This window comes from Microbacterium insulae (assembly GCF_042677065.1).
GTDB classification, from domain to species: domain Bacteria; phylum Actinomycetota; class Actinomycetes; order Actinomycetales; family Microbacteriaceae; genus Microbacterium; species Microbacterium insulae.
On the sequence record NZ_JBHTII010000001.1, the window covers coordinates 142,866 to 163,267 of the forward strand.

17 protein-coding genes are annotated in these 20,402 nt (G+C 70.1%); 1 reads left to right on the forward strand and 16 read right to left on the reverse strand.

Going from position 1 to position 20,402, the window contains the following annotated elements; translation table 11 throughout:
* Positions 1-22: 22 nt before the first annotated feature.
* From ACFQ0P_RS00705 to ACFQ0P_RS00735, 7 genes are all read right to left on the reverse strand, one after another.
* Positions 23-1,591, reverse strand: coding sequence for an APC family permease (locus ACFQ0P_RS00705; RefSeq protein WP_204979828.1), 1,569 nt, complete (start codon positions 1,589-1,591; stop codon positions 23-25).
* A gap of 9 nt (positions 1,592-1,600) precedes the next feature.
* Positions 1,601-4,486, reverse strand: a complete 2,886-nt coding sequence (locus ACFQ0P_RS00710; RefSeq protein ID WP_204979829.1) for an FtsK/SpoIIIE domain-containing protein — start codon at positions 4,484-4,486, stop codon at positions 1,601-1,603.
* 66 nt (positions 4,487-4,552) lie between these two features.
* Positions 4,553-5,410, reverse strand: a complete 858-nt coding sequence (locus tag ACFQ0P_RS00715) for a PP2C family protein-serine/threonine phosphatase (RefSeq protein WP_204979830.1) — start codon at positions 5,408-5,410, stop codon at positions 4,553-4,555.
* Positions 5,411-5,459: 49 nt separating this feature from the next.
* Positions 5,460-7,505 (reverse strand): ABC transporter ATP-binding protein, encoded by a 2,046-nt coding sequence (locus ACFQ0P_RS00720; RefSeq protein ID WP_378771015.1) that lies wholly within the window; start codon positions 7,503-7,505, stop codon positions 5,460-5,462.
* Positions 7,502-9,235: an ABC transporter ATP-binding protein gene (locus ACFQ0P_RS00725; protein WP_204979831.1), complete on the reverse strand. Its 1,734-nt coding sequence runs from the start codon at positions 9,233-9,235 to the stop codon at positions 7,502-7,504. The genes ACFQ0P_RS00720 and ACFQ0P_RS00725 overlap by 4 nt, the downstream gene beginning before the upstream one ends.
* A gap of 141 nt (positions 9,236-9,376) precedes the next feature.
* Positions 9,377-10,375, reverse strand: a complete 999-nt coding sequence (locus ACFQ0P_RS00730; protein ID WP_204979832.1) for an aldo/keto reductase — start codon at positions 10,373-10,375, stop codon at positions 9,377-9,379.
* Positions 10,376-10,446: 71 nt separating this feature from the next.
* Positions 10,447-11,235: a DUF5684 domain-containing protein gene (locus ACFQ0P_RS00735; RefSeq protein WP_204979833.1), complete on the reverse strand. Its 789-nt coding sequence runs from the start codon at positions 11,233-11,235 to the stop codon at positions 10,447-10,449.
* A gap of 158 nt (positions 11,236-11,393) precedes the next feature.
* On the opposite strand from ACFQ0P_RS00735, the gene ACFQ0P_RS00740 reads away from it, so the two are divergent.
* Positions 11,394-11,882, forward strand: a complete 489-nt coding sequence (locus ACFQ0P_RS00740; protein WP_204979834.1) for a DUF4282 domain-containing protein — start codon at positions 11,394-11,396, stop codon at positions 11,880-11,882.
* A gap of 15 nt (positions 11,883-11,897) precedes the next feature.
* Here the strand turns inward: ACFQ0P_RS00740 and ACFQ0P_RS00745 are convergent, their stop codons facing one another.
* The 9 genes from ACFQ0P_RS00745 to atpE form a co-directional block, all read right to left on the reverse strand.
* Positions 11,898-13,418, reverse strand: a complete 1,521-nt coding sequence (locus ACFQ0P_RS00745; RefSeq protein ID WP_204979835.1) for a SulP family inorganic anion transporter — start codon at positions 13,416-13,418, stop codon at positions 11,898-11,900.
* 154 nt (positions 13,419-13,572) lie between these two features.
* Positions 13,573-14,322 (reverse strand): YaaA family protein, encoded by a 750-nt coding sequence (locus ACFQ0P_RS00750; RefSeq protein ID WP_204979836.1) that lies wholly within the window; start codon positions 14,320-14,322, stop codon positions 13,573-13,575.
* 85 nt (positions 14,323-14,407) lie between these two features.
* A complete protein-coding gene (locus ACFQ0P_RS00755) occupies positions 14,408-14,668 on the reverse strand; it encodes a F0F1 ATP synthase subunit epsilon (protein ID WP_204979837.1) in 261 nt (86 codons plus the stop codon).
* Positions 14,669-14,670: 2 nt separating this feature from the next.
* On the reverse strand, positions 14,671-16,119 hold the full coding sequence (gene atpD / locus ACFQ0P_RS00760) for a F0F1 ATP synthase subunit beta (protein WP_204979838.1): 1,449 nt from the start codon (positions 16,117-16,119) through the stop codon (positions 14,671-14,673).
* A 22-nt stretch (positions 16,120-16,141) separates the two neighbouring features.
* Positions 16,142-17,038, reverse strand: a complete 897-nt coding sequence (locus ACFQ0P_RS00765; RefSeq protein WP_204979839.1) for a F0F1 ATP synthase subunit gamma — start codon at positions 17,036-17,038, stop codon at positions 16,142-16,144.
* A 20-nt stretch (positions 17,039-17,058) separates the two neighbouring features.
* Positions 17,059-18,699 (reverse strand): F0F1 ATP synthase subunit alpha, encoded by a 1,641-nt coding sequence (gene atpA / locus ACFQ0P_RS00770; protein WP_204979840.1) that lies wholly within the window; start codon positions 18,697-18,699, stop codon positions 17,059-17,061.
* A gap of 60 nt (positions 18,700-18,759) precedes the next feature.
* Positions 18,760-19,551 carry a F0F1 ATP synthase subunit delta gene (locus tag ACFQ0P_RS00775; RefSeq protein ID WP_204979841.1) on the reverse strand — a complete coding sequence of 264 codons (792 nt, stop codon included), beginning with the start codon at positions 19,549-19,551 and terminating at the stop codon, positions 18,760-18,762.
* Complete coding sequence (locus tag ACFQ0P_RS00780) at positions 19,551-20,111, reverse strand: F0F1 ATP synthase subunit B (protein ID WP_204979842.1); 561 nt, start codon at positions 20,109-20,111, stop codon at positions 19,551-19,553. Before ACFQ0P_RS00780 ends, ACFQ0P_RS00775 begins: the two co-directional genes overlap by 1 nt.
* A 28-nt stretch (positions 20,112-20,139) precedes the next feature.
* Positions 20,140-20,376 carry an ATP synthase F0 subunit C gene (gene atpE / locus ACFQ0P_RS00785; protein ID WP_169581528.1) on the reverse strand — a complete coding sequence of 79 codons (237 nt, stop codon included), beginning with the start codon at positions 20,374-20,376 and terminating at the stop codon, positions 20,140-20,142.
* Positions 20,377-20,402: the final 26 nt, after the last annotated feature.

The following is a 20,402-nucleotide window of genomic DNA, read 5'->3' on the forward strand; positions in this document are numbered from 1 at the left end:
CGGCCGCGGGCGCGAGCCGGCGTCAGGTGAGGCCGCGGTCGATCGAGCGGCCGTAGTTGGTCGGGTCGTCGGGGACGAGCACCGGCGTCTCGCGGTTGAGGCTCTCGCCTCGGAAGAAGGGTTTGGCCCGCGGGAACAGGTACCACAGCACCATGAGCACGACGCCGAAGGCGAGGGCGCCGATGCCGAGCAGGAAGGTGCTGCCCACGGGCCCGACGCCGCCGCTGTAGCCGTAGTCGGGGTTGTACATGTCGATAGCCGACTGGATGAACGCGTAGGTCAGCATGAGCGCCCCGAGGAGGGGGAAGAGGAACTTGTAGAAGAAGTTCCTCGTCGAGGTGAAGAGCTCCCGCCGGTAGTACCAGACGCACGCGTAGCCGGTGATGCCGTAATAGAAGGCGATCGCGAGGCCCAGCGAGAGGATCGAGTCCTGCAGGATGTTGTCGCTGATGAGCGTCATGCCGACGTAGTAGACGATGGCGACAGCGCCCATCACGAGCGTCGAGAAGGACGGCGTCTTGTAGCGAGGGTGCACGGTCGCGAAGCGCCGCGGCAGCGCCTTGTAGGCAGCCATCGCGAGGGTCCCGCGGGCGGTCGGAAGGATCGTGGTCTGCGTGGACGAGATCGCCGAGATCATGACGGCGACGACGAGCACCCAGCCGAGCGGTCCGAGCAGGCCGTCCTTGATCGCGAGGAAGAAGTCGTCGGCGTTGGCCTCGTTGCCGAGCCCGGTACCGCTCTCGCCGAGGCCGGCGTACATCATCGCCGCGACCGTGACGCCGACGTAGGTGACGAGGAGGATGACGGTCGTGAGCAGCGCAGCGCGACCGGGGATGCGCTTCGGATCCTTCGTCTCCTCGTTGAGGGCGAGGCAGGTGTCCCAGCCCCAGTAGATGAACAGCGCGAGCAGGATCGCTTCGATGAAGCCCGACCACTCGCTGAACGCGAAGGGGTTGAACCAGGCCCAGTCGAACGGCGTCGGGTCCGGAGCCGTGCCGGCGAAGAAGTGCCAGAGCGCGGCGATGACGAAGATCGCGAGCGCCGCGTACTGGATGGCGAGCAGCACGTTCTGGATGCGTTCGCCGATCTCGACCCCGCGCCAGCTGACCCACGTCATCGCGGCGATGAACACGACGCCCGTCGCCGTGACGAGAAGGACGTTGTCGGAGAGGAGCGCGTCCTCGGGCGTGCGCACGATCCCGTCGATGAGCGCCCAGAAGTAGATGCCCGCGATCTGCGCGAGGTTGGCGAGCACGACCATTCCCGCGACCGCGACGCCCCAGCCGCCGAGCCAGCCGACCCATGGGCCGAACGCCTTGGTCCCCCACGTGAAGGTGGTGCCGCAGTCGGGGATCTCGTTGTTGAGCTCGCGGTAGGCGAACGCGATGAAGAGCATCGGGATGAAGGCGATGACGAACGCGATCGGAGCCTGTGCGCCGACCGCGAGCACGACGAAGCCCAGGGTCGCCACGAGCGAGTACACCGGCGCAGTCGAGGCGAGGCCGATGACCGTGGAGCCCCAGAGTCCCAGCGTCCCCGTTGCGAGTCCCTTGCCTTCGGGCCGTTGAAGGTCGATCGGGGTTGTAGTCACACAGTGAAGCTATGGGGTCGTCGGTAGCGGGTCAAGATCGCGCGGTCGACGGTTCGGCCGGATGTGGGCCGGTGGGAGGACGATGCGGACGGGATCGGCGCCGGCGGCGACCAGCCACGCGCGCCCGCGTCCGGGCTCGCAGTAGGGCGGTACGCCGCGGATGCCGGTGAGCAGCCGGAGCTCCGGTGCGCAGGCGGAGTCGACCACCAGGTCGTGATCACCGCGCACCTCGGCGAGCAGGCGCCAATGGCGCTGCCAGTCGTCGGGCTCGCCCGCGATGATCACCGGCCCGTCGGCGGTGACCGAGGGCTCTGCGACGTAGGCGTCGACGTCGACCACGCGGACCCCCCGCGCGCTCCATTCGCCGAGCGCCGCGCGCGCCGCCGGAGAACGTCGTGACACGAAGCCGGAGATCGGAGCGGAAGGGTGCCACGCAGTCGGCGGCGGAGATTCGAGGGGGGCGGATGCCGGCGCGAGAGCCACCTGGACCTCGACACCGTCCAGGTCTCCGCGTCCGGGCGCGCTGCCGCCCCGGAAGCGGGCAGGATCGCCGCCTGCGGCGATGTGGTCGCCCCGCGTCGGGAACCCCAGGATCAGGCGCCGGGAGAAGAGGTCCGCGAGCCGCGCGATCGGGCCGGTGAGGCGCCGCACCGCCGCCGCGACGAGGAAGCCGCCCCCACCCGCTTCGCGCAGCAGTGCCTCGAGCCTCTCCACCACGATCTGCGCGTGATCGGGCGGGAAGCCGGAGACGACCGCGTCGAGGTCGTCGATGCAGACGACGTCACCGGGATGCGGCGGCTCGGCCGCGAGGGCGGCCACGGCATCCCACGCACCCTCGGGATCGGAGGGAATCCGTCGCGCCTCCCCCGGCGCCTGCGCGGCGAGCACCCGGAGTGTGTTGCTGGCGCCGGAGCCGGGGCCACCGAGCACGAGGAGGGCCCGGTCCGTGAGTTCGATCACGACCGTCCGCTGGCGCTGCCGCTCGGGCTCGTCGGCGAGCGCGAGGGCGATTCCGCGGTCCGTCGGGCGCGCGCCGAGCTCGGCGAGCGTGATCTGCGCGGGCAGCTCGGGAAGCCACGGGCGGCGCGGCTCGGGCCCGGCGTACGAGCCGGACGCGGCGTCGACGTCGGACGCGTCGGACAGGGCCACGCGGACGGAGCGCGCCCGCGCATCACCGGCGCGTCGCACGAGCGCGCGTCCTCGGCCCTCCGGACCCCCCGGTAGAAGGGCGGCGTCGTCGGTCCCGATGAGCGCTCGACTGTCGGCGGAGTCGGTCACCCGGAGGCTGACCCGCAGCGGGCAGTTCGCGAGAAGGTTGTCGCGGATGACCCCGGCAGCCCGCTGGGTCCCCAGGATGAGGTGGATGCCGAGGGCCCGACCTCGCGCCGCGACGTCCGCGAAGACCGCGTGGAGCTCGGGCTGATCGCCCAAGAGCGCGGCGAACTCGTCGACGACCACGACGAGGCGCGGAAGGTCGACTCGAGGGTCGCGGATGTCGCGCGCCCCCGCGCCGGCGATCGCCGCCTCCCGCCACCGGATCTCGGCGCGCAGGCTCTCGATCGCCCGGCGAGCGCCGGATCCGTCGAGGTCGGTGATCACCCCGGTCACGTGCGGCACCTCGCGGAGCGGATCGAAGGCGGTGCCGCCCTTGAAGTCGGCGAGGAGGAACACGACCTCTCGCGGCGTGCGGGTCCGGCACAGCGCGAGCACCCACGTGAGGAGGAGTTCGCTCTTCCCCGACCCGGTCACGCCGGCGACCACCGCGTGCGGACCGTCGTCGACGAGATCGAGCACGACCGGCGATGCGGCGTCCGCGCCGATGACCGCGGCCAGCGTCCCGACTTCCTCGGGCCCCTGATCGATGAGCTCCGCGAGCCGGAGCGGACCGCCCTCCCCCGCCGCGATGCCGAGGGTCCGCTCCCCCCGCCGCGCGAGCGACTCGGCGAGCACCTCGGCCTGGTCTCGCGCGAGCGCCTCGACCCGGACGTCCGCCGCCTCGCCCGCGTGCTCGAGGCGCGCGGCTCCAGGGGCGCTCACGTGCAGCACCGCGGAGAGTCCTGGCGGCAGCGGCTCACCCGGGACCCGGTGCGCGATGGCGATGTCCGCCTCGTGCGGAACCGACTCGCCCGCCGCCACGACCGCCAGGCGGCGGGTGCCGGGCGTCGACCGATGCGGCAGCATCCGCATCCACTCCCTGTCGCCGTCGAACGAACCCGTCAGCGCGAGCTCGCCCGGCGCAAGCGCGTGGCACAGCTGCAGCGCGAGTGCCCGCTGGACGGCAGCGGCCACGACCGGTGCGCCGACGACGGCGATCCCGCCGCGCGCGGGCACCACCACCGGGGCGCCGCTCAGCCGGTTGGCCCGGGCGCGGAGGGCCGCCGCATCCGCATCGCCTTCGCCGCCGGTGACGCGCAGCGCGCTGGCGACCTCGCCTTCTCCTGCGACCAGCACGTCGGCCCGCTCCGGGGCTCGCCGCCACACCTCGTCGTCGCGCGCGACGTACCCCGCGACATCGGGATGCCGCGCCCAGGCCCGCCGCCGTTCCGCCTCGTGCTTCACGTCGACCGCGCGCGCCACGTCGACGCGGGCGCGCGCGGAGTCCGCCTCGTGGCGCCGGCGATCGCGACGGGTCGTCCGCGCGGCGTCGGCCACGGTCGCCGCGGCGATGAGCGGACCGAGCGCGGCCAGCCACAGCGACAGGATCGACCCGGTGACGAGCCAGAGACCCACCGCGCCGACCACGGGGACGATCGCCGCGACGAGCGGGAACGGCGGCCTTGCCGGGGGCGAGAAGGCCGCGGGGAGCGAGAGCGGATCGACGGAATCGTCGGACAGGGCGGCGAGCGGGCCGGAAGAGGTGGACCGGGCGACGGCGGGAGCGGGAGGGAAGCGCACCGCTTCAGTTCACCGCCTCCGACCGCGGCGAGCGCCACGCGAGCCGGAAGCCGTGGACAGCCGCGGTCAGTCCGCGGCTGGGGAGGAGCCGGCGTCGCGCAGGTCGTCGGTGTCGGCGTCGGCGTCCGAGATGCCGGCGCCGGAGTCCGCGGCACGCGCGGAGGGCTCGACGTCGAGCACGATGATCGTGATGTTGTCGCGGCCGCCGTTCTCGAGCGCGGCGTCGAGCATCGCCGTCACCGCGTCGGCCGGGTCGGGGTTCTCGTCGAGGAAGTGGCGGATGCCGTAGTCGGTGAGCTCCTTGGTGAGACCGTCGGAGCAGATCACGAACCGGTCGCCCGGCAGGACGTCGAGCCGCACGTAGTCAGGAGTGACACCCTCGCTCGGACCGACCGCGCGCGTGATCACGTTGCCGTACGGGTGATTCTCGGCCTCTTCCGGACTCAGCCGGCCGGAGGCGATCAGCTCCTGCACGACCGAGTGGTCGGTCGTGATCTGGATGATCGCGCCGTCGCGCACGAGGTACACGCGCGAGTCGCCGATGTTGAGCGTCACCCAGTGCGGCGCGTCGCCGCTGGTGTCGAGGTACACGCCCGTCAGGGTGGTGCCCGTGCCGTCGTCGGTCGCCTCGGGGTGGGAGGCGATGTCTTTGACGGCGCGCGCGAGCGCCTTCTCGATCGTCTTCGGCGTCACCGTCCCGGCCTCGGTCATGGCCTTCAGCCGGTCGATCGTGCTCGCGCTGGCGATCTCTCCCCCGACGTGCCCGCCCATGCCGTCCGCGACGACGAACAGGGGGTAGGCCGCGAAGACGGCGTCCTGGTTGACCTCGCGGCGGCGACCGGTATCGGTGACCGCCGCCCATGCGAGATCGAGCGATCCGCCCGGCACGGGGACCGTGCGCGAATGGGTGGAGACCTCGGGCACGCCTGTCCTCCCGGTCGACGTTCACGGGGCCTGGCGGCCCGCCGCGTCCTCACATACTAGTAGGTTCCTCCGCACGCCCTTCCGCGTCCGGCCCGGGCGAGGCGGTGGATGCCGCGGCCCCGACGGTCTCCGGATCGACGAGCGTCTCTTCGTCCATCGGGGCTTCGAACTGCGCGTTGTAGAGCCGCCAGTAGGCGCCCTTGGCCACCAGCAGCTCGTCGTGGGTGCCCTGCTCGACGATGGATCCGTCCTCCATGACGAGGATCAGATCGGCATCGCGGATCGTCGACAGGCGGTGCGCGATGACGAACGCGGTGCGATCCTCGCGCAGTCTGGACATCGCCCGCTGGATCAGCAGCTCTGTGCGCGTGTCGACCGAGCTCGTGGCCTCGTCGAGGATCAGGATGCGCGGATCGGCGAGGAACGCGCGGGCGATCGTGATCAGCTGACGCTCCCCCACGCTGAGGTTCGTCGCCTCGTCGTCGAGCATCGTGTCGTAGCCGTCGGGAAGCGCATGGACGAAGCGGTCCACGTAGGCGGCGGTGGCCGCGGCGACGATGTCCTCCTCCGAGGCATCCGGCCTTCCGTAGGCGATGTTCTCGCGGATCGTCCCGGCGAAGAGCCACGTGTCCTGCAGGACCATGCCGGTGCGCGAACGCAGGTCGTCGCGCGTCATCCGGCGGGTGTCGACGCCGTCGAGCGTGATCCGGCCGGAGTCGGTGTCGTAGAACCGCATGATGAGGTTGACGAGGGTCGTCTTGCCGGCGCCCGTGGGGCCCACGATGGCCACCGTGCTGCCCGGCTCCGCCGCCAGCGACAGGTCGTCGATGAGCGGCTTGTCGGGCGAGTACCGGAAGGAGACGTCCTCGAACGCGAGGCGGCTGGCGTGATCGGGAGCGGTCTTGGGCTCCGCGTCGTCCGGCTCCTCCTCGGATTCGTCGAGCAGCTCGAAGACCCGCTCGCCGCTCGCGACGCCGGACTGCAGCAGGTTCGCCATCGATCCGAGCTGGCTCAGCGGCTGGGTGAACTGCCGCGAGTACTGGATGAACGCCTGCACGTCGCCGATCGACAGCAGTCCCGCCGCGACCTGCAGGCCGCCGACGACGGCGATCGCGACGTACACGAGGTTCCCGACGAACATCATCGCCGGCATGATGATGCCGGAGATGAACTGGGCACCGAAGCTCGCCCGGTAGAGCTCCTCGTTCTCGGCGCGGAAGTCGGCCTCGACCTCGCGCTGGTGTCCGAAGACCTTCACGATCGCGTGGCCGGAGAACGTCTCCTCGACGCGCGCGTTGAGCACTCCCGTCGCCTTCCACTGCGCCACGAAGAGCTTCTGGGAGCGACGGGCCACGACGACCGTGATGAGCACCGTGAGAGGGATCGTCACGAGGGCGATCACGGCCAGCAGGGGCGAGATCACGAACATCATCACCAGCACGCCGACGACCGTGAGCAGCGAGATCACGACCTGCGACAGGGTCTGCTGCATCGTCTGGCCGATGTTGTCGACGTCGTTGGTGACCCGGCTCAGGAGCTCACCGCGCTGCACCTTGTCGAAGTACGACAGCGGGAGTCGGTGGACCTTCGCCTCGACCTGCAGCCGGAGGCGGTGCATCGCGCGCTGCACGATCCCGTTCAGCAGGCGCGCCTGGAGCCACCCGAACAGACTCGCCAGCACGTAGACGGCGAGCACGCCGGCGAGGATCCATGCCAGCTGCTCGAAGTCGACTCCCGCCCCCGGCACGAAGTCCATCGCGGCGATCATGTTCGCCTGGTCCTGGTTGCCCTGCGCGATCAGCCCGTCGACGACCTCCTGTTTCGTCGCCCCGGCCGGCACCTGGAGCGACACGAAGCCCGCGAAGACGACGTTCGTGGCGTTGCCGAGCAGCTTCGGGCCGATCACGCTCAGCGCGACCGACAGCACCGAGAAGACGAGCACGACCACGAGCAGCGGCATGTCGGTGCGGAGCGTGGCCAGCAGGCGCTTCGCGCTCGGGCCGAAGCTCTTGGCCTTCTCGCCCCCGGCGACCTGCCCCATGGGTCCGCGCTGGAGCGGCATCCGCTGCTGGGGTCCGCGCTGCACGCCGCTCATGCCGCCGCCTCCGCCGCGAGCTGCGATTCCACGATCTCGGCGTAGGTCTCGCACGTCTCGACCAAGCGGTCGTGCGTCCCGAGCCCGACCATTCGTCCGTGGTCGAGCACGACGATCTGGTCGGCATGGCGGATGGTCGACACGCGCTGGGCGACGACGATCCGGGTGGCGTTCGGCAGGCGGGTGTCGAGGGCGCGGCGGAGCGCGGCATCCGTTCTCAGATCCAGGGCCGAGAACGAGTCGTCGAAGATGTGGATCTCGGGGCGCTTCACCAGCGCGCGGGCGATCGCGAGGCGCTGGCGCTGTCCGCCCGAGAGGTTCGTGCCGCCCTGTGCGATCGGGGCGTCGAGCTGCTCGGGGAGCGCCGCCACGAAATCGCGGGCCTGTGCGAGGTCGAGAGCGTCCCACAGTTCGTCGTCGGATGCCTCGGCATTGCCGTAGCGGAGGTTGGAGGCAACTGTGCCCGAGAACAGGAACGCGCGCTGCTGCACGAGTCCGATGCGCCGCCACAGGTCGTCGGGGTCGTACGCGCGGACGTCCACGCCGTCGACGCGCACGGCGCCGGAAGTGACGTCGAACAGCCGCGCGACGAGGCCGATGAGCGTGGTCTTGCCCGACCCGGTGGAGCCGATGATCGCGGTCGTGGTGCCAGGCTCGACGGTGAAGCGGATGTCGCGGAGCACCGCGTCGTCGGCGCCGGGGTAGGCGAAGTCGACGTCGTCGAACTGCACGCGGCCGGCGGGAACCGGGGCCTGGACGGGGTCGACAGGGGCGGCGACCGACGGAGCCGTGTCGAGCACCTCGCCGATGCGGTTCGCGCACACCGCCGCGCGCGGGATCATCACGAACATGAAGGTCGCCATCATGACGCCCATGAGGATCTGCATCAGGTACTGCAGGAACGCGAACAGGGTGCCGATCTGAACCCCGGCGTACTGCACCTGGAACGCGCCGAACCAGATGACCGCGACGCTCGAGACGTTCATCACCAGCATCACGGCGGGGAACATGAGCGCCATCAGGTTGCCCGCGCGCAGGGCGGTCTCCTGCACGTCGTCGCTGGCCACGGCGAAGCGCGCCGCCTCCTCGCGTTCGCGAACGAACGCCCGCACGACGCGGATGCCCGTGAGCTGCTCGCGCATGATCTGGTTCACCCGGTCGATGCGCTTCTGCATCTTCGTGAACGCCGGCACCATCCGCCAGACGATCGCCCCCACGATCACCAGCAGCACCGGGATGGCGACGGCCATGAGCCAGGACAGCCCCGCGTCCTGACGCACCGCCATGATGACGCCGCCGATCGCGAGCATGGGCGCCGAGATCATGAGCGTGGCGGAGACCTGGACGAGCATCTGCACCTGCTGCACGTCGTTGCTGTTGCGGGTGATGAGGGATGGCGCCCCGAACTGACCCACCTCCCGCTGCGAGAACGCCACGACGCGGTGGAACAGGTCGCCGCGGAGGTCCCGTCCCATCCCCATCGCGAGGCGGGAGCCGAAGTACACCGCGACGATCGCGCACACGATCTGCACGAGGCTCACCGCGAGCATGACCCCGCCGGTCTGCCAGATGAACGGGATGTCGCCGGTGACGACGCCCTGGTCGATGATGTCGGCGTTCAGCGTGGGCAGGAGGAGGGACGCGATCGACTGCGCGAGCTGGAAGACGACGACGCCGATGATGAGGGCCCAGGCGGGGCGCAGATAGCGCACCAGGAGCTTTCCGAGCACAGTGGTCCTTCCCGTGCGCGGGAGGCCGCCGTGGTCCGCGGTGTGCGCACAGACTGTGACGCTACGCCTCGCCGCGCGCACGAGCCAAACCGTCGGCGTACGCCCTCGGCGAACCACCGAGCGCGCGCGGTGGGAGAGGCGTCAGACCCGCGCGCCGGGGTCCTCCGGCAGCGGGAACAGTGCGTCGATGGTCTCGAGCTCCGCCGCCGTCGGCGACCAGGCCGACGACGCTGCCGCGTTCGCGCGGACCTGCTCCGGGGAGGTCGCGCCGGCGATGACGCTCGCGAGCGAGTCACGGGCGAGCAGCCACCCGAAGGTGGCCTCGAGCATCGTGATGCCCCGCTCGTCGCAGAAGGCACGGTACGCGTCCAGCGCGTCCCACGGCGCCTGCTCCCACACGTGTCGGCGCTGCCGCATGATGCGGGTGTCCGCGGGTGCCTCATCGCGCGTGAACTTGCCCGTGAGCAGACCGTTGTGCAGCGGGAAGTAGGGCAGGAAGCCGAGTCCGAACCGCTCGACCGCGGGCAGCACCTCGCGCTCGGCCGCGCGGGCGAGGAGGCTGTAGTGGTTCTGCGCCGAGACGAACGGAACGCCCGCGCGCTCGGCGGCGACGTAGTGCGCCTCGGCGATCTGCCAGCCGGCGAGGTTCGAGTGCCCGATGTAGCGCACCTTCCCCTCGCGCACGAGGTCGCCCAGCACGTCGAGCGTCTCCTCGATCGGGGTCTGCGGATCGGGCGTGTGCAGCTGGTAGAGGTCGATCCACTCGGTCTGCAGGCGGCGGAGGGATGCCTCGACCGCGCGTCGCACGTAAGTCCGGGAGGCCTTCGCCGCCGCCACGCCGTATCCCATGTCGCGTCCGGAGTGGCCGAACTTGGTCGCCAGGGTCACGTGGTCCCGGTGCCCCCGGAGCGCCTCCCCCATGAGCGACTCGGACAGCCCCGGCTCCGCGCCGTACATGTCGGCGGTGTCCAGGAATGTCACGCCCGCGTCGATCGCGGCATCCAGCACCTCGCGCGTGCCCTCGAGCGTCTCGGTGCGGGTTCCCGGCCGGCCGAAGTTGTTGCAGCCGAGGCCGACGGACGAGACGAGGAGACCGGAAGCGCCGACACGACGCAGAGGGACGGAGGTTTCGGGGGTCATCCCTCCACGCTATCCCGCACGGACGGACACGGCCCCTCACCCGGGGGGGTGAGGGGCCGTCGACTGCCGGGTTACGGCTTGGGCGCGTCGGGACCGGCCGGAGGCTCGGTCGCCGGGGGCTCGGCCGCGGGAGGCTCGGTCGCCGGAGGGGGCGATGCGGCCGGAGGCGGCGTGACGGGCGGCTCGGCGGCCGCCGGGGGCGGAGTCGCCGGAGCAGGCGGGGCAGCCGGCGGTGCGGGCGGCGGGGTGTAGCCGGCCGGCGGCGGCGGCTGATAGCCGGCGGGTGGCGGCGGCTGGTACCCGGCGGGCGGCGCGTACGACCCGGGCGCGGTCGCCGGGTTCGCGGGGTAGCCGCCTGCCGGAACCTGGGCGGGGATGCCCGACCAGTTCGTGTTGTCGGCGAGGAAGTTGCCCGCCCACGGCGCGGCCGGGATCGCGGTGTTCCAGCGCGACTTGTCGAAAGCGTTGATGCCCAGCCAGACGATGGCGAGGAAGAAGTACAGGATGAGCCACACGGCTTCCTTCTGCAGCTTCAAGCCGACACGCCAGGCGGCGAGCAGCGTGTAGACGAAGGCAGCCAGCGGAAGCAGCCCGCCGATCACGGGGATCCAGCCGAGCACCGCCGACGCTCCCCACAGGATCAGCAGCCACCACGGGTTGAGGTCACCGAGCTTCACGAAGATCAGCGTGTTGTAGACGGGGACCCAGGCGCGCCACTTGCCCTGCACGCCGGCCTTCTCGAAGATCTTCATCAGGAACCACGAGGTGATGACGTAACCCGCGATGGCGAAGACGAACAGGAAGGGCAGCAGAACGAGGTAGAAGGCGATGAGCCCCCCTGCTCCGTAGTCGTCGTACATGAACGTCCTCTCCGGAACGATCGTCGGCGTGCCGCGCACACCGAGCGGGACGCCACGCCCCGCGGCTCACATGCTAGCGAGGCTCACGGCGCCGTGTCAGCAGGATCGGGGCGTTTCGGGTGCTGTCCCCCGGACCATCGGTGGGTAGCCTGGCCCTCATGAGCGACTCTCCGTCCGTCCCGCCCCTGCCCGACCAGCCCGCCGCGGAGGCGGCACGCGCGGCGGCCGCGCCCGCGCCGGGTGCCGCTCCGACGTACGATCCGGCGGCGGACCCGGACGACACCGGGGTTCCCAGGTCGCTCGGTGACGACCCGGCCGCGGTGGGCCGCGGCTTCTTCTCGGCCCTCTTCGACCTCAGCTTCCGCACCTTCATCACCCGGCGCCTGGCGAGCGTCTTCTACCTCGTCGGGCTCATCGCGATCGCGATCGGGTTCATCGTGTACCTCGTGAACGGGATCGTGGGCGCCGTGTCGCTCCTGTGGATCAACGTCGGGGCGGGAGTCACCGGCATCATCGCGACCCTCATCATCGTGCCGCTCGTGTCGTTCATCGCGATCATCGCGCTGCGGTTCATCATCGAAGCCGTCGTCGCTCTCATCGCGATCGCCGAGAACACCGAGCGGACCGCGCAGCACACCCGGCGCTGAGTACGTCAGGCGCGGCTAGTGCGCGCCGCCCAGCCCGCCGCTCAGCCGCCGGTGGAACTGCGTGGTGGCCTCGTTCATCCCCGTGAACGTCACCGTCTTGCCGAGGTGCTCGTACTTGTTGTGGATCGCATCGAGCGCCGCGACGGTGGAGGCGTCCCACACATGCGACCTCGAGAGATCGATGACGACGTGGTCGGGATCCCGGCTGTACTCGAACTGCGTGGTGAGGTCGTTGCTGGACGCGAAGAAGAGCTCGCCGTCGACCGTGTAGCGCGCGAGCGGCTGCTCGCCGTCGATGAGCTCGCGGGTCACCGTCGTGAAATGGGCGACCCGGCGAGCGAAGAGGATCATCGCGGCCATGACACCTGCGCCGACCCCGATCGCGAGATTGTGGGTCCAGACCGTGATCCCGACCGTCACGACCATCACGGCCGTCTCGCTCACCGGCAGGCGTCGCAGCGTGGAGGGGCGGATGCTGTGCCAATCGAAGGTCGCGATGGACACGACGATCATCACTGCGACGAGCGCGGCCATCGGAATGACCGCCACCACGTCCCCCAGCGCGACGACGAGGATGAGGAGGAAGACCCCGGCGAGGAACGTCGAGATGCGCGTGCGTGCGCCGGACGCCTTCACGTTGATCATCGTCTGCCCGATCATGGCGCATCCGCCCATACCGCCGAAGGCGCCGGAAAGGATGTTCGCCGCGCCCTGACCGAGCGCTTCGCGCGTCTTGCGCGAGTGCGTGTCGGTGATGTCGTCGACGAGCTTCGCGGTCATCAGCGACTCGAGCAGCCCCACGACGGCCACTCCGGCGGCGAACGGCAGGATGGTTCCCAGCGTCTCGAGAGTGAGGGGGATGCCGGGGATGAAGAGCTCGGGCAGGCTCTCGGGCAGCTGCCCCTGATCCCCGACGGTGGGAACGCTGATCCCGAAGACGACCGCGGCGCCCGTGAGGAGGATGATCGCGATGAGCGGCGCCGGAACCGCCCGGGTGAGCAGGGGCATCAGATACATGATCAGCAGTCCGGCGGCCACGAGCGGGTACACCGACCAAGGAACGCCGATCAGCTGGGGAACCTGCGACACGAAGATGAGGATGGCGAGTGCGTTGACGAATCCGACCATCACGCTGCGCGGGATGAATCGCATCAGCTTCGCCACGCCGAGCAGCGCGAGGGCGACCTGGATCAGCCCGCCGAGGATCACCGTGGCGATGAGATAGTCCATCCCGTACTCTCGCGCGACCGGAGCCACGACGAGGGCGATCGCGCCGGTCGCCGCGGTGATCATCGCCGGTCGTCCGCCGAGAAATGCGATGGCGACGGCCATCACGAACGACGAGAACAGCCCGACCCGTGGATCGACCCCCGCGATGATCGAGAACGCGATGGCTTCGGGGATCAGGGCGATCGCCACGACGAGGCCGGCCAGCACCTCGCGGGTGAGGATCCGAGGGCTTCGCAGCGCCTGAAGCACGGTCGGCTCGATGCGATATCGGCTGGCGGGGTCCTGCGTGGGCACGACGGCGGTCATGGCGCTCCTTGACAGCGGGCGGGGCGGGGCCCGCGAGGGAAGCGCGCACCGTTGCGCACAGAGGTCGGGCGAGGGGGATGGTCGATTCGGGCGCATGATCGTGCGGCGCCCTCCAGCACCCTAACGCAACGACGCCTCCGACTCCTCGGCCGCGTCAGGCGAACAGCTCGAGCTCGCCCTCTACGCCGTCGCGCACGCGGAGGCCCGCGGCATCCGCCCATCGGACGAATCCGGCGCGGGAGGCGATGCGCGGCCGGTCCTCGGCCAGCCGCCGGACGAGGACCCCCTTCGCGTGCTTGTTGAAGTGGTTGAGGGCGCGCACCGCGCCCCCCTCAGCCTCGGCGACGACGCGCACGTAGGCCGAGGGCACCTCAGCGGGCACCGGACCGAGCGCGACGTACGCCTCCGACCGCAGATCGAGCACGAACCGCGGTGCCTCCTCGGCGAGGGCGCGCGTCACGGCATCCGCCCACACACGAGCGAGCGACGGCAGGCCCGGGAGCGAGACGCCGGCAGCGAGCCGGTATGCGGGAATCGCGTCGAGAGCTCCGACGGGCCCGAACGGAGCCGAGTGCACGAGCACGTGCGCGCCGAGCCAGCGTCGCGCGGCGGACGGGAGGGATGCCGCATCCAGCGCGTCGAACAGGACCCCGGTGTACCGATCCACCGCGGGCATCGTCGGCGCGTCGCGGAGTGCGGCGTTGACGGCGACCTCATGCCGCTGGGTGGCGCCGAGCCTGAGTACGCGGGCAGCCTCGTCCTCGTTCACGGACAGGGCCACGAGGGCGTCGACGACCGCCTGTCGCTGGGGCGCGAGCGAGGGCAGGGCGAGGGATGCCTCGTCCCACACGCGGGCGCGGCCGCCGGGACGCTTGGTCTCGGACGGAGGGAGGAGGATCAGCACGCGGACTCCGGGGGAAGTGTCGGGCGCGGCGAGACGAAACGCCCCGTGCCCGTGAGGGGCGCCGGGGCGTTTCGATCAGCCGATGTCAGGAGATGAGCGCCGCGTTGCCCGCGACGATCGTGAGGTCGTTGCCCTCCATCGAGAGGAATCCGTCCTGCGCGTTGGCGACGATCTTCGTGCCGGAGGTCTGCGTGATGCGCACCTGCCCCTCGGCGAGGATCGCCAGCACGGGCTCGTGGCCGGTCATGAAGCCGATCTCGCCCTCGACGGTCTTGGCGACGACGAGCGACGCCTCTCCCGACCAGACCTCCGCGTCGGCGGAGACGAGACTCACGTGCAGCGGCATGATCAGCCGTTCTCCTTCTGGATGCGAGCCCAGGCCTCTTCGACGTCCGAGATGCCGCCGACGTTGAAGAACGCCTGCTCGGCGACGTGGTCGAAGTCGCCCTTGACGATCGCGTCGAACGACTCGATGGTCTCCTTGATCGGGACGGTGGAGCCCTCGACGCCGGTGAACTTCTTGGCCATGTAGGTGTTCTGCGAGAGGAACTGCTGGATGCGGCGCGCACGCGACACGACGATCTTGTCCTCCTCGGAGAGCTCGTCGACACCGAGGATCGCGATGATCTCCTGCAGCTCCTTGTTCTTCTGGAGGATCTGCTTCACGGCGGTGGCCACGCGGTAGTGGTCCTCGCCGATGTAGCGGGGGTCCAGGATGCGGCTCGTCGAGGTGAGCGGGTCGACGGCGGGGTACAGACCCTTCGACGCGATCTCACGCGAGAGCTCGGTCGTGGCGTCGAGGTGCGCGAACGTGGTCGCGGGAGCCGGGTCGGTGTAGTCGTCGGCGGGGACGTAGATCGCCTGCAGCGAGGTGATCGAGTGTCCGCGCGTCGAGGTGATGCGCTCCTGCAGGATGCCCATCTCGTCGGCGAGGTTCGGCTGGTAGCCGACGGCGGACGGCATGCGGCCGAGCAGCGTGGACACCTCGGAACCGGCCTGCGTGAAGCGGAAGATGTTGTCGATGAAGAGCAGCACGTCCTGCTTCTGCACGTCGCGGAAGTACTCCGCCATCGTCAGGGCCGAGAGGGCGACGCGCAGACGCGTGCCCGGCGGCTCGTCCATCTGACCGAACACGAGGGCGGTCTTGTCGAAGACGCCCGCCTCCTCCATCTCGTGGATGAGGTCGTTGCCCTCACGGGTGCGCTCGCCGACACCGGCGAACACCGACACACCGCCGTGATCCTGCGCAACGCGCTGGATCATCTCCTGGATGAGGACGGTCTTGCCCACGCCCGCACCGCCGAAGAGGCCGATCTTGCCGCCGAGCACGTACGGCGTGAGGAGGTCGATGACCTTGATGCCGGTCTCGAACATCTGCGTCTTGGACTCGAGCTGGTCGAAGTTCGGCGCCTGGCGGTGGATCGGCCAGCGCTCGGTGACCTCGATGGTCTCGCCCGGCTCGGCGTTGAGCACCTCGCCGGTGACGTTGAAGACCTTGCCCTTGGTGACGTCGCCGACGGGAACGGTGATCTGCTCGCCGGTGTCGCGCACCTCCTGGCCGCGGACCATGCCGTCGGTCGGCTTGAGCGAGATCGCGCGCACGAGGTCGTCGCCGAGGTGCTGAGCGACCTCGAGGGTGATCTCCGTCGACTCTCCGTCGATCGTGATGGTGGTCTTGAGAGCGTTGTAGATGTCGGGGATCGCGTCGTGGGGGAACTCGACGTCGACGACCGGACCGGTCACGCGCGCGACGCGGCCGACGACCGCGGTCTCGGTCTTCTCTGCGGTGAGGCTCATGGCTTCTTCTCTTTCGTGTGGTCTATTTGCCCGACGCCAGCGCGTCGGCGCCGCCGACGATCTCGGCGATCTGCTGCGTGATCTCGGCCTGGCGCGCGTTGTTGCGCAGGCGGGTGTAGTCGGTGATGAGCTTGTCGGCGTTGTCGCTGGCCGACTTCATCGCCTTCTGCGTCGCGGCGTGCTTCGCGGCCGACGACTGCAGGAGCGCGTTGAAGACGCGGCTCTGGATGTACACCGGCAGGAGCGCGTCGAGCACCGTCTCGGCGTCCGGCTCGAACTCGTAGAGCGGGTACACCTGAGCGGATGCCTCTTCGTCGGCCTCGACGACCTCGAGCGGCAGCAGGCGGACCTGCTCCGGGGTCTGGGTCATCATGCTGACGAAGCGGTTGTAGACGAGGTGGATCTCGTCGACCCCGCCGTCCTCGCCGCCGCGGTCGTACGCGTCCAGCAGCGTCGCGGCGATCTCCTCCGCGGTGTGGAAGTGCGGCGTGTCGGTGTCACCCGTCCACTCGGCCGCGGCATCCATCCGGCGGAACTGGAAGTAGCCGACCGCCTTGCGTCCGATGAGGTAGTACACCGGCTCCTTGCCCTGCGACCGCAGGAGCTGCGCGAGCTCGAGGCCCTCCCGGAGGATCTGCGAGTTGAACGCGCCCGCCAGACCGCGGTCGGACGAGAAGATCACGACCGCGGAGCGGCGGATGGTCTCGCGTTCGACGGTCAGCGGGTGGTCGACGTTCGAGTGCGTCGCCACGGCGGAGACGGCCCGGGTCACGGCGCGCGCGAACGGCGAGGAGGCGCGCACGCGCGCCATCGCCTTCTGGATGCGCGAAGCCGCGATGAGCTCCATCGCCTTCGTGATCTTCTTGGTCGTCTGGGCAGAAGAGATCTTCTGCTTGTAGACCCGCAGTTGTGCGCCCATGGTTGGTGCTCCGGTTCGCCTTAGCGGCGGCCCTTGACGATCTTCTCCTGGTTCACGTCTTCGGCCTCGGCTGCCGCGACCTCCTCGTGACCGGGCTTGCCGATCGCCTGACCCTTGCCGGCCTGGAACTCGAGGATGAACTCGTCGGTCTTCTTGCCGAGCTCGGCCACCGTGTCATCGTCGAGGACATTGGTGTCGCGCAGGGTGTCGAGGATCGTCGTGTTGCGGCGGAGGTAGTCCAGCAGCTCGCGCTCGAACGACAGCACGTCCTCGACCTCGATCGAGTCGAGCTTGCCGTTGGTGCCGGCCCAGATCGAGACGACCTGCTCCTCCACCGGGTACGGCGAGTACTGCGGCTGCTTGAGCAGCTCGGTCAGGCGCGCCCCACGGGCGAGCTGACGGCGCGAAGCGGCGTCGAGGTCGGACGCGAACATCGCGAACGCCTCGAGCGACCGGTACTGGGCGAGCTCGAGCTTGAGGGTTCCCGAGACCTTCTTGATCGACTTCACCTGGGCGTCACCGCCGACGCGGGACACCGAGATGCCGACGTCGACCGCGGGGCGCTGGTTGGCGTTGAAGAGGTCGGACTGCAGGAAGATCTGGCCATCGGTGATCGAGATGACGTTGGTCGGGATGTAGGCCGACACGTCGTTCGCCTTCGTCTCGATGATCGGGAGGCCCGTCATCGAGCCGGCACCCAGCTCGTCGGACAGCTTCGCGCAGCGCTCGAGCAGACGCGAGTGCAGGTAGAAGACGTCACCGGGGTACGCCTCGCGGCCCGGCGGGCGGCGCAGGAGCAGCGAAACGGCGCGGTAGGCCTCGGCCTGCTTCGACAGGTCGTCGAAGATGATGAGGACGTGCTTGCCGTCGTACATCCAGTGCTGGCCGATGGCCGAGCCGGTGTAGGGGGCGAGGTACTTGAAGCCCGCGGGGTCGGAGGCCGGAGCCGCGACGATCGTGGTGTACTCCATCGCGCCGGCGTCCTCGAGGGCGCCCTTCACCGCGGCGATGGTCGAGCCCTTCTGGCCGATCGCGACGTAGATGCAGCGCACCTGCTTGGTGACGTCGCCCGACTCCCAGTTGGCCTTCTGGTTGATGATCGTGTCGATCGCGATCGCAGTCTTGCCGGTCTGGCGGTCGCCGATGATGAGCTGACGCTGGCCGCGGCCGACGGGGATCATCGCGTCGATGGCCTTGATGCCGGTCTGCAGCGGCTCGTGGACCGACTTTCGCTGCATGACGCCGGGAGCCTGGAGCTCGAGGGCACGGCGACCTTCGATGCCGGTGATCTCGCCGAGACCGTCGATCGGGTTGCCCAGCGGGTCGACCACGCGGCCGAGGTAGCCCTCGCCAACGGGAACCGAGAGGACCTCGCCCGTGCGGGTGACCGCCGTGCCGGCTTCGATGCCGGAGAACTCGCCGAGGACGACGACACCGATCTCGTGCTCGTCGAGGTTCTGGGCGAGGCCGAGCGTGCCGTCCTCGAACGTCACGAGCTCGTTGGCCATGACGCCGGGCAGGCCCTCGACGTGGGCGATGCCGTCCGCGGCGTCGATGACGGTGCCGACCTCGGTCGCCGCCGCGCCGGTGGGCTCGTAGGCGGCGACGAAGTCCTTCAGCGCGTCACGGATGACGTCGGGGCTGATAGTGAGATCTGCCATTGTTTTCCTTCGTTCATGGGGCGGTGGCCCCGAAACCTCCGCCTCACGGCGGGAAGACTGTTAGCCGGCGAGGCGCTGGCGCAGGTCGGCCAGCCGCGACGACACGCTCGCGTCGATCACGTCGTCGGCGATCTGCACGCGCAGGCCGCCGACCACGTTCGGGTCGAGCACGGTGTTGAGCGACACGGCCGTGCCGTAGCGCTGGGACAGCGCCGTGGTCAGCCGATCGACCTGGGCGGCGCTCAGCGGCGACGCGGCGTAGACCGTGGCGACCTTGCGACCGCGCTGGTCGGCCACGACCTTCGTCGCACGCGTGAGCAGCTGCCGCACGCGGCGATCCCGCGGCTGCTGGACGAGCGACGAGGCGATCAGCGTCGTCGACCGACCGGCGCGGCCCGCGAGGAGCTTCTCGACGAGTGCGCCCTTGGCCGCGGCATCCCCGAGCCGGCTGCCGAGCGCGAGCTCGAGCTCGGGATTCTCGGCGACCGTGCGGGAGAAGCGGAAGAGCTCCTCCTCGACGTCGGTCGCCGTGTCGGCGACCGCGGCGGCGCGCACGGCCAGCTCTTCGATGGCGTCGACGAGGTCGGATGCCGAAGACCACCGCTGCTCGACGGCGGTCGTCAGCAGCGACGCGGTCGCCGGGCGCACCGTCTTGCCGAACACGGCGGCGACGACGCCCCGACGAGCCTCGACGGGTGCGGCGGAGTCGGCGAGCGCGCCGCTCAGCTGCGACGAGTCGCCCACGGCGCGCGCCGCGGCGAAGAGCTCACCGGCCACGTCGAGGTCGACGCCCGGCGTGGCGTCGAGCGCCTTCGTCGTCGTCGCGAGGGCCTGAGTGGTCGCGCTGCCCATTACTTCGTCGCCTTCTCTGCCTCGGACGCCTCGAGCTCGGCCAGGAAGCGGTCGACGACGGCCTGGGCCTTCTTGTCGTCGGACAGCGTCTCGCCGATCACGCCGCCGGCGAGGTCGAGGGCGAGCGTGCCCACTTCGCTGCGGAGCGACACGAGCGCGGTCTGGCGCTCGGCCTCGATCTGCGCGTGCGCGGTGCTGGTCAGACGTGCGGCCTCGGAGGCAGCCGTCTCCTTCGCCTCGGCGACGATCTTCTTGCCGTCCTCGCGGGCGGCGTCGCGGATCTCACCGGCCTCCTTGCGGGCGTCGGCGAGCTGAGCGGTGTACTCCTCGAGCGCGGCCTCGGCCTTGCGCTGAGCCTCATCGGCCTTGGCGATGTTGCCCTCGATCGCTGCGGAGCGCTCGTCGAGCAGCTTCTTCATCCGAGGAAGGGCGACCCTCCAGAAGATGATGAGGATGACGACGAAGCAGACCGCCGACCACACGATGTCGTACGTGGCGGGGAGAAGGGGGTTGTAGTTCTCCCCTTCCTCCGCGGCGTACGTGACAAGAGCGTTCAGCATCCTGTCTCCTTAGGTCGAGAGTGAGCGATCAGAAGCCGAAGATGAAGCCGGTCGCGATGCCGATGAAGGCGAGCGCCTCGGTGAAGGCGATACCGATCCACATGAGCACCTGCAGGCGGCCGGCGAGCTCGGGCTGGCGCGCCACGCCCTCGATCGTCTTGCCGACGACAATGCCCACGCCGATGGCCGGGCCGATCGCGGCAAGGCCGTAACCGACGGTGGCGACGGAGCCGGTGACCTCGGCGAGAACCGTAGTTGCGTCCACGGGGGTGTTTCCTTTCGGTTGAGGGC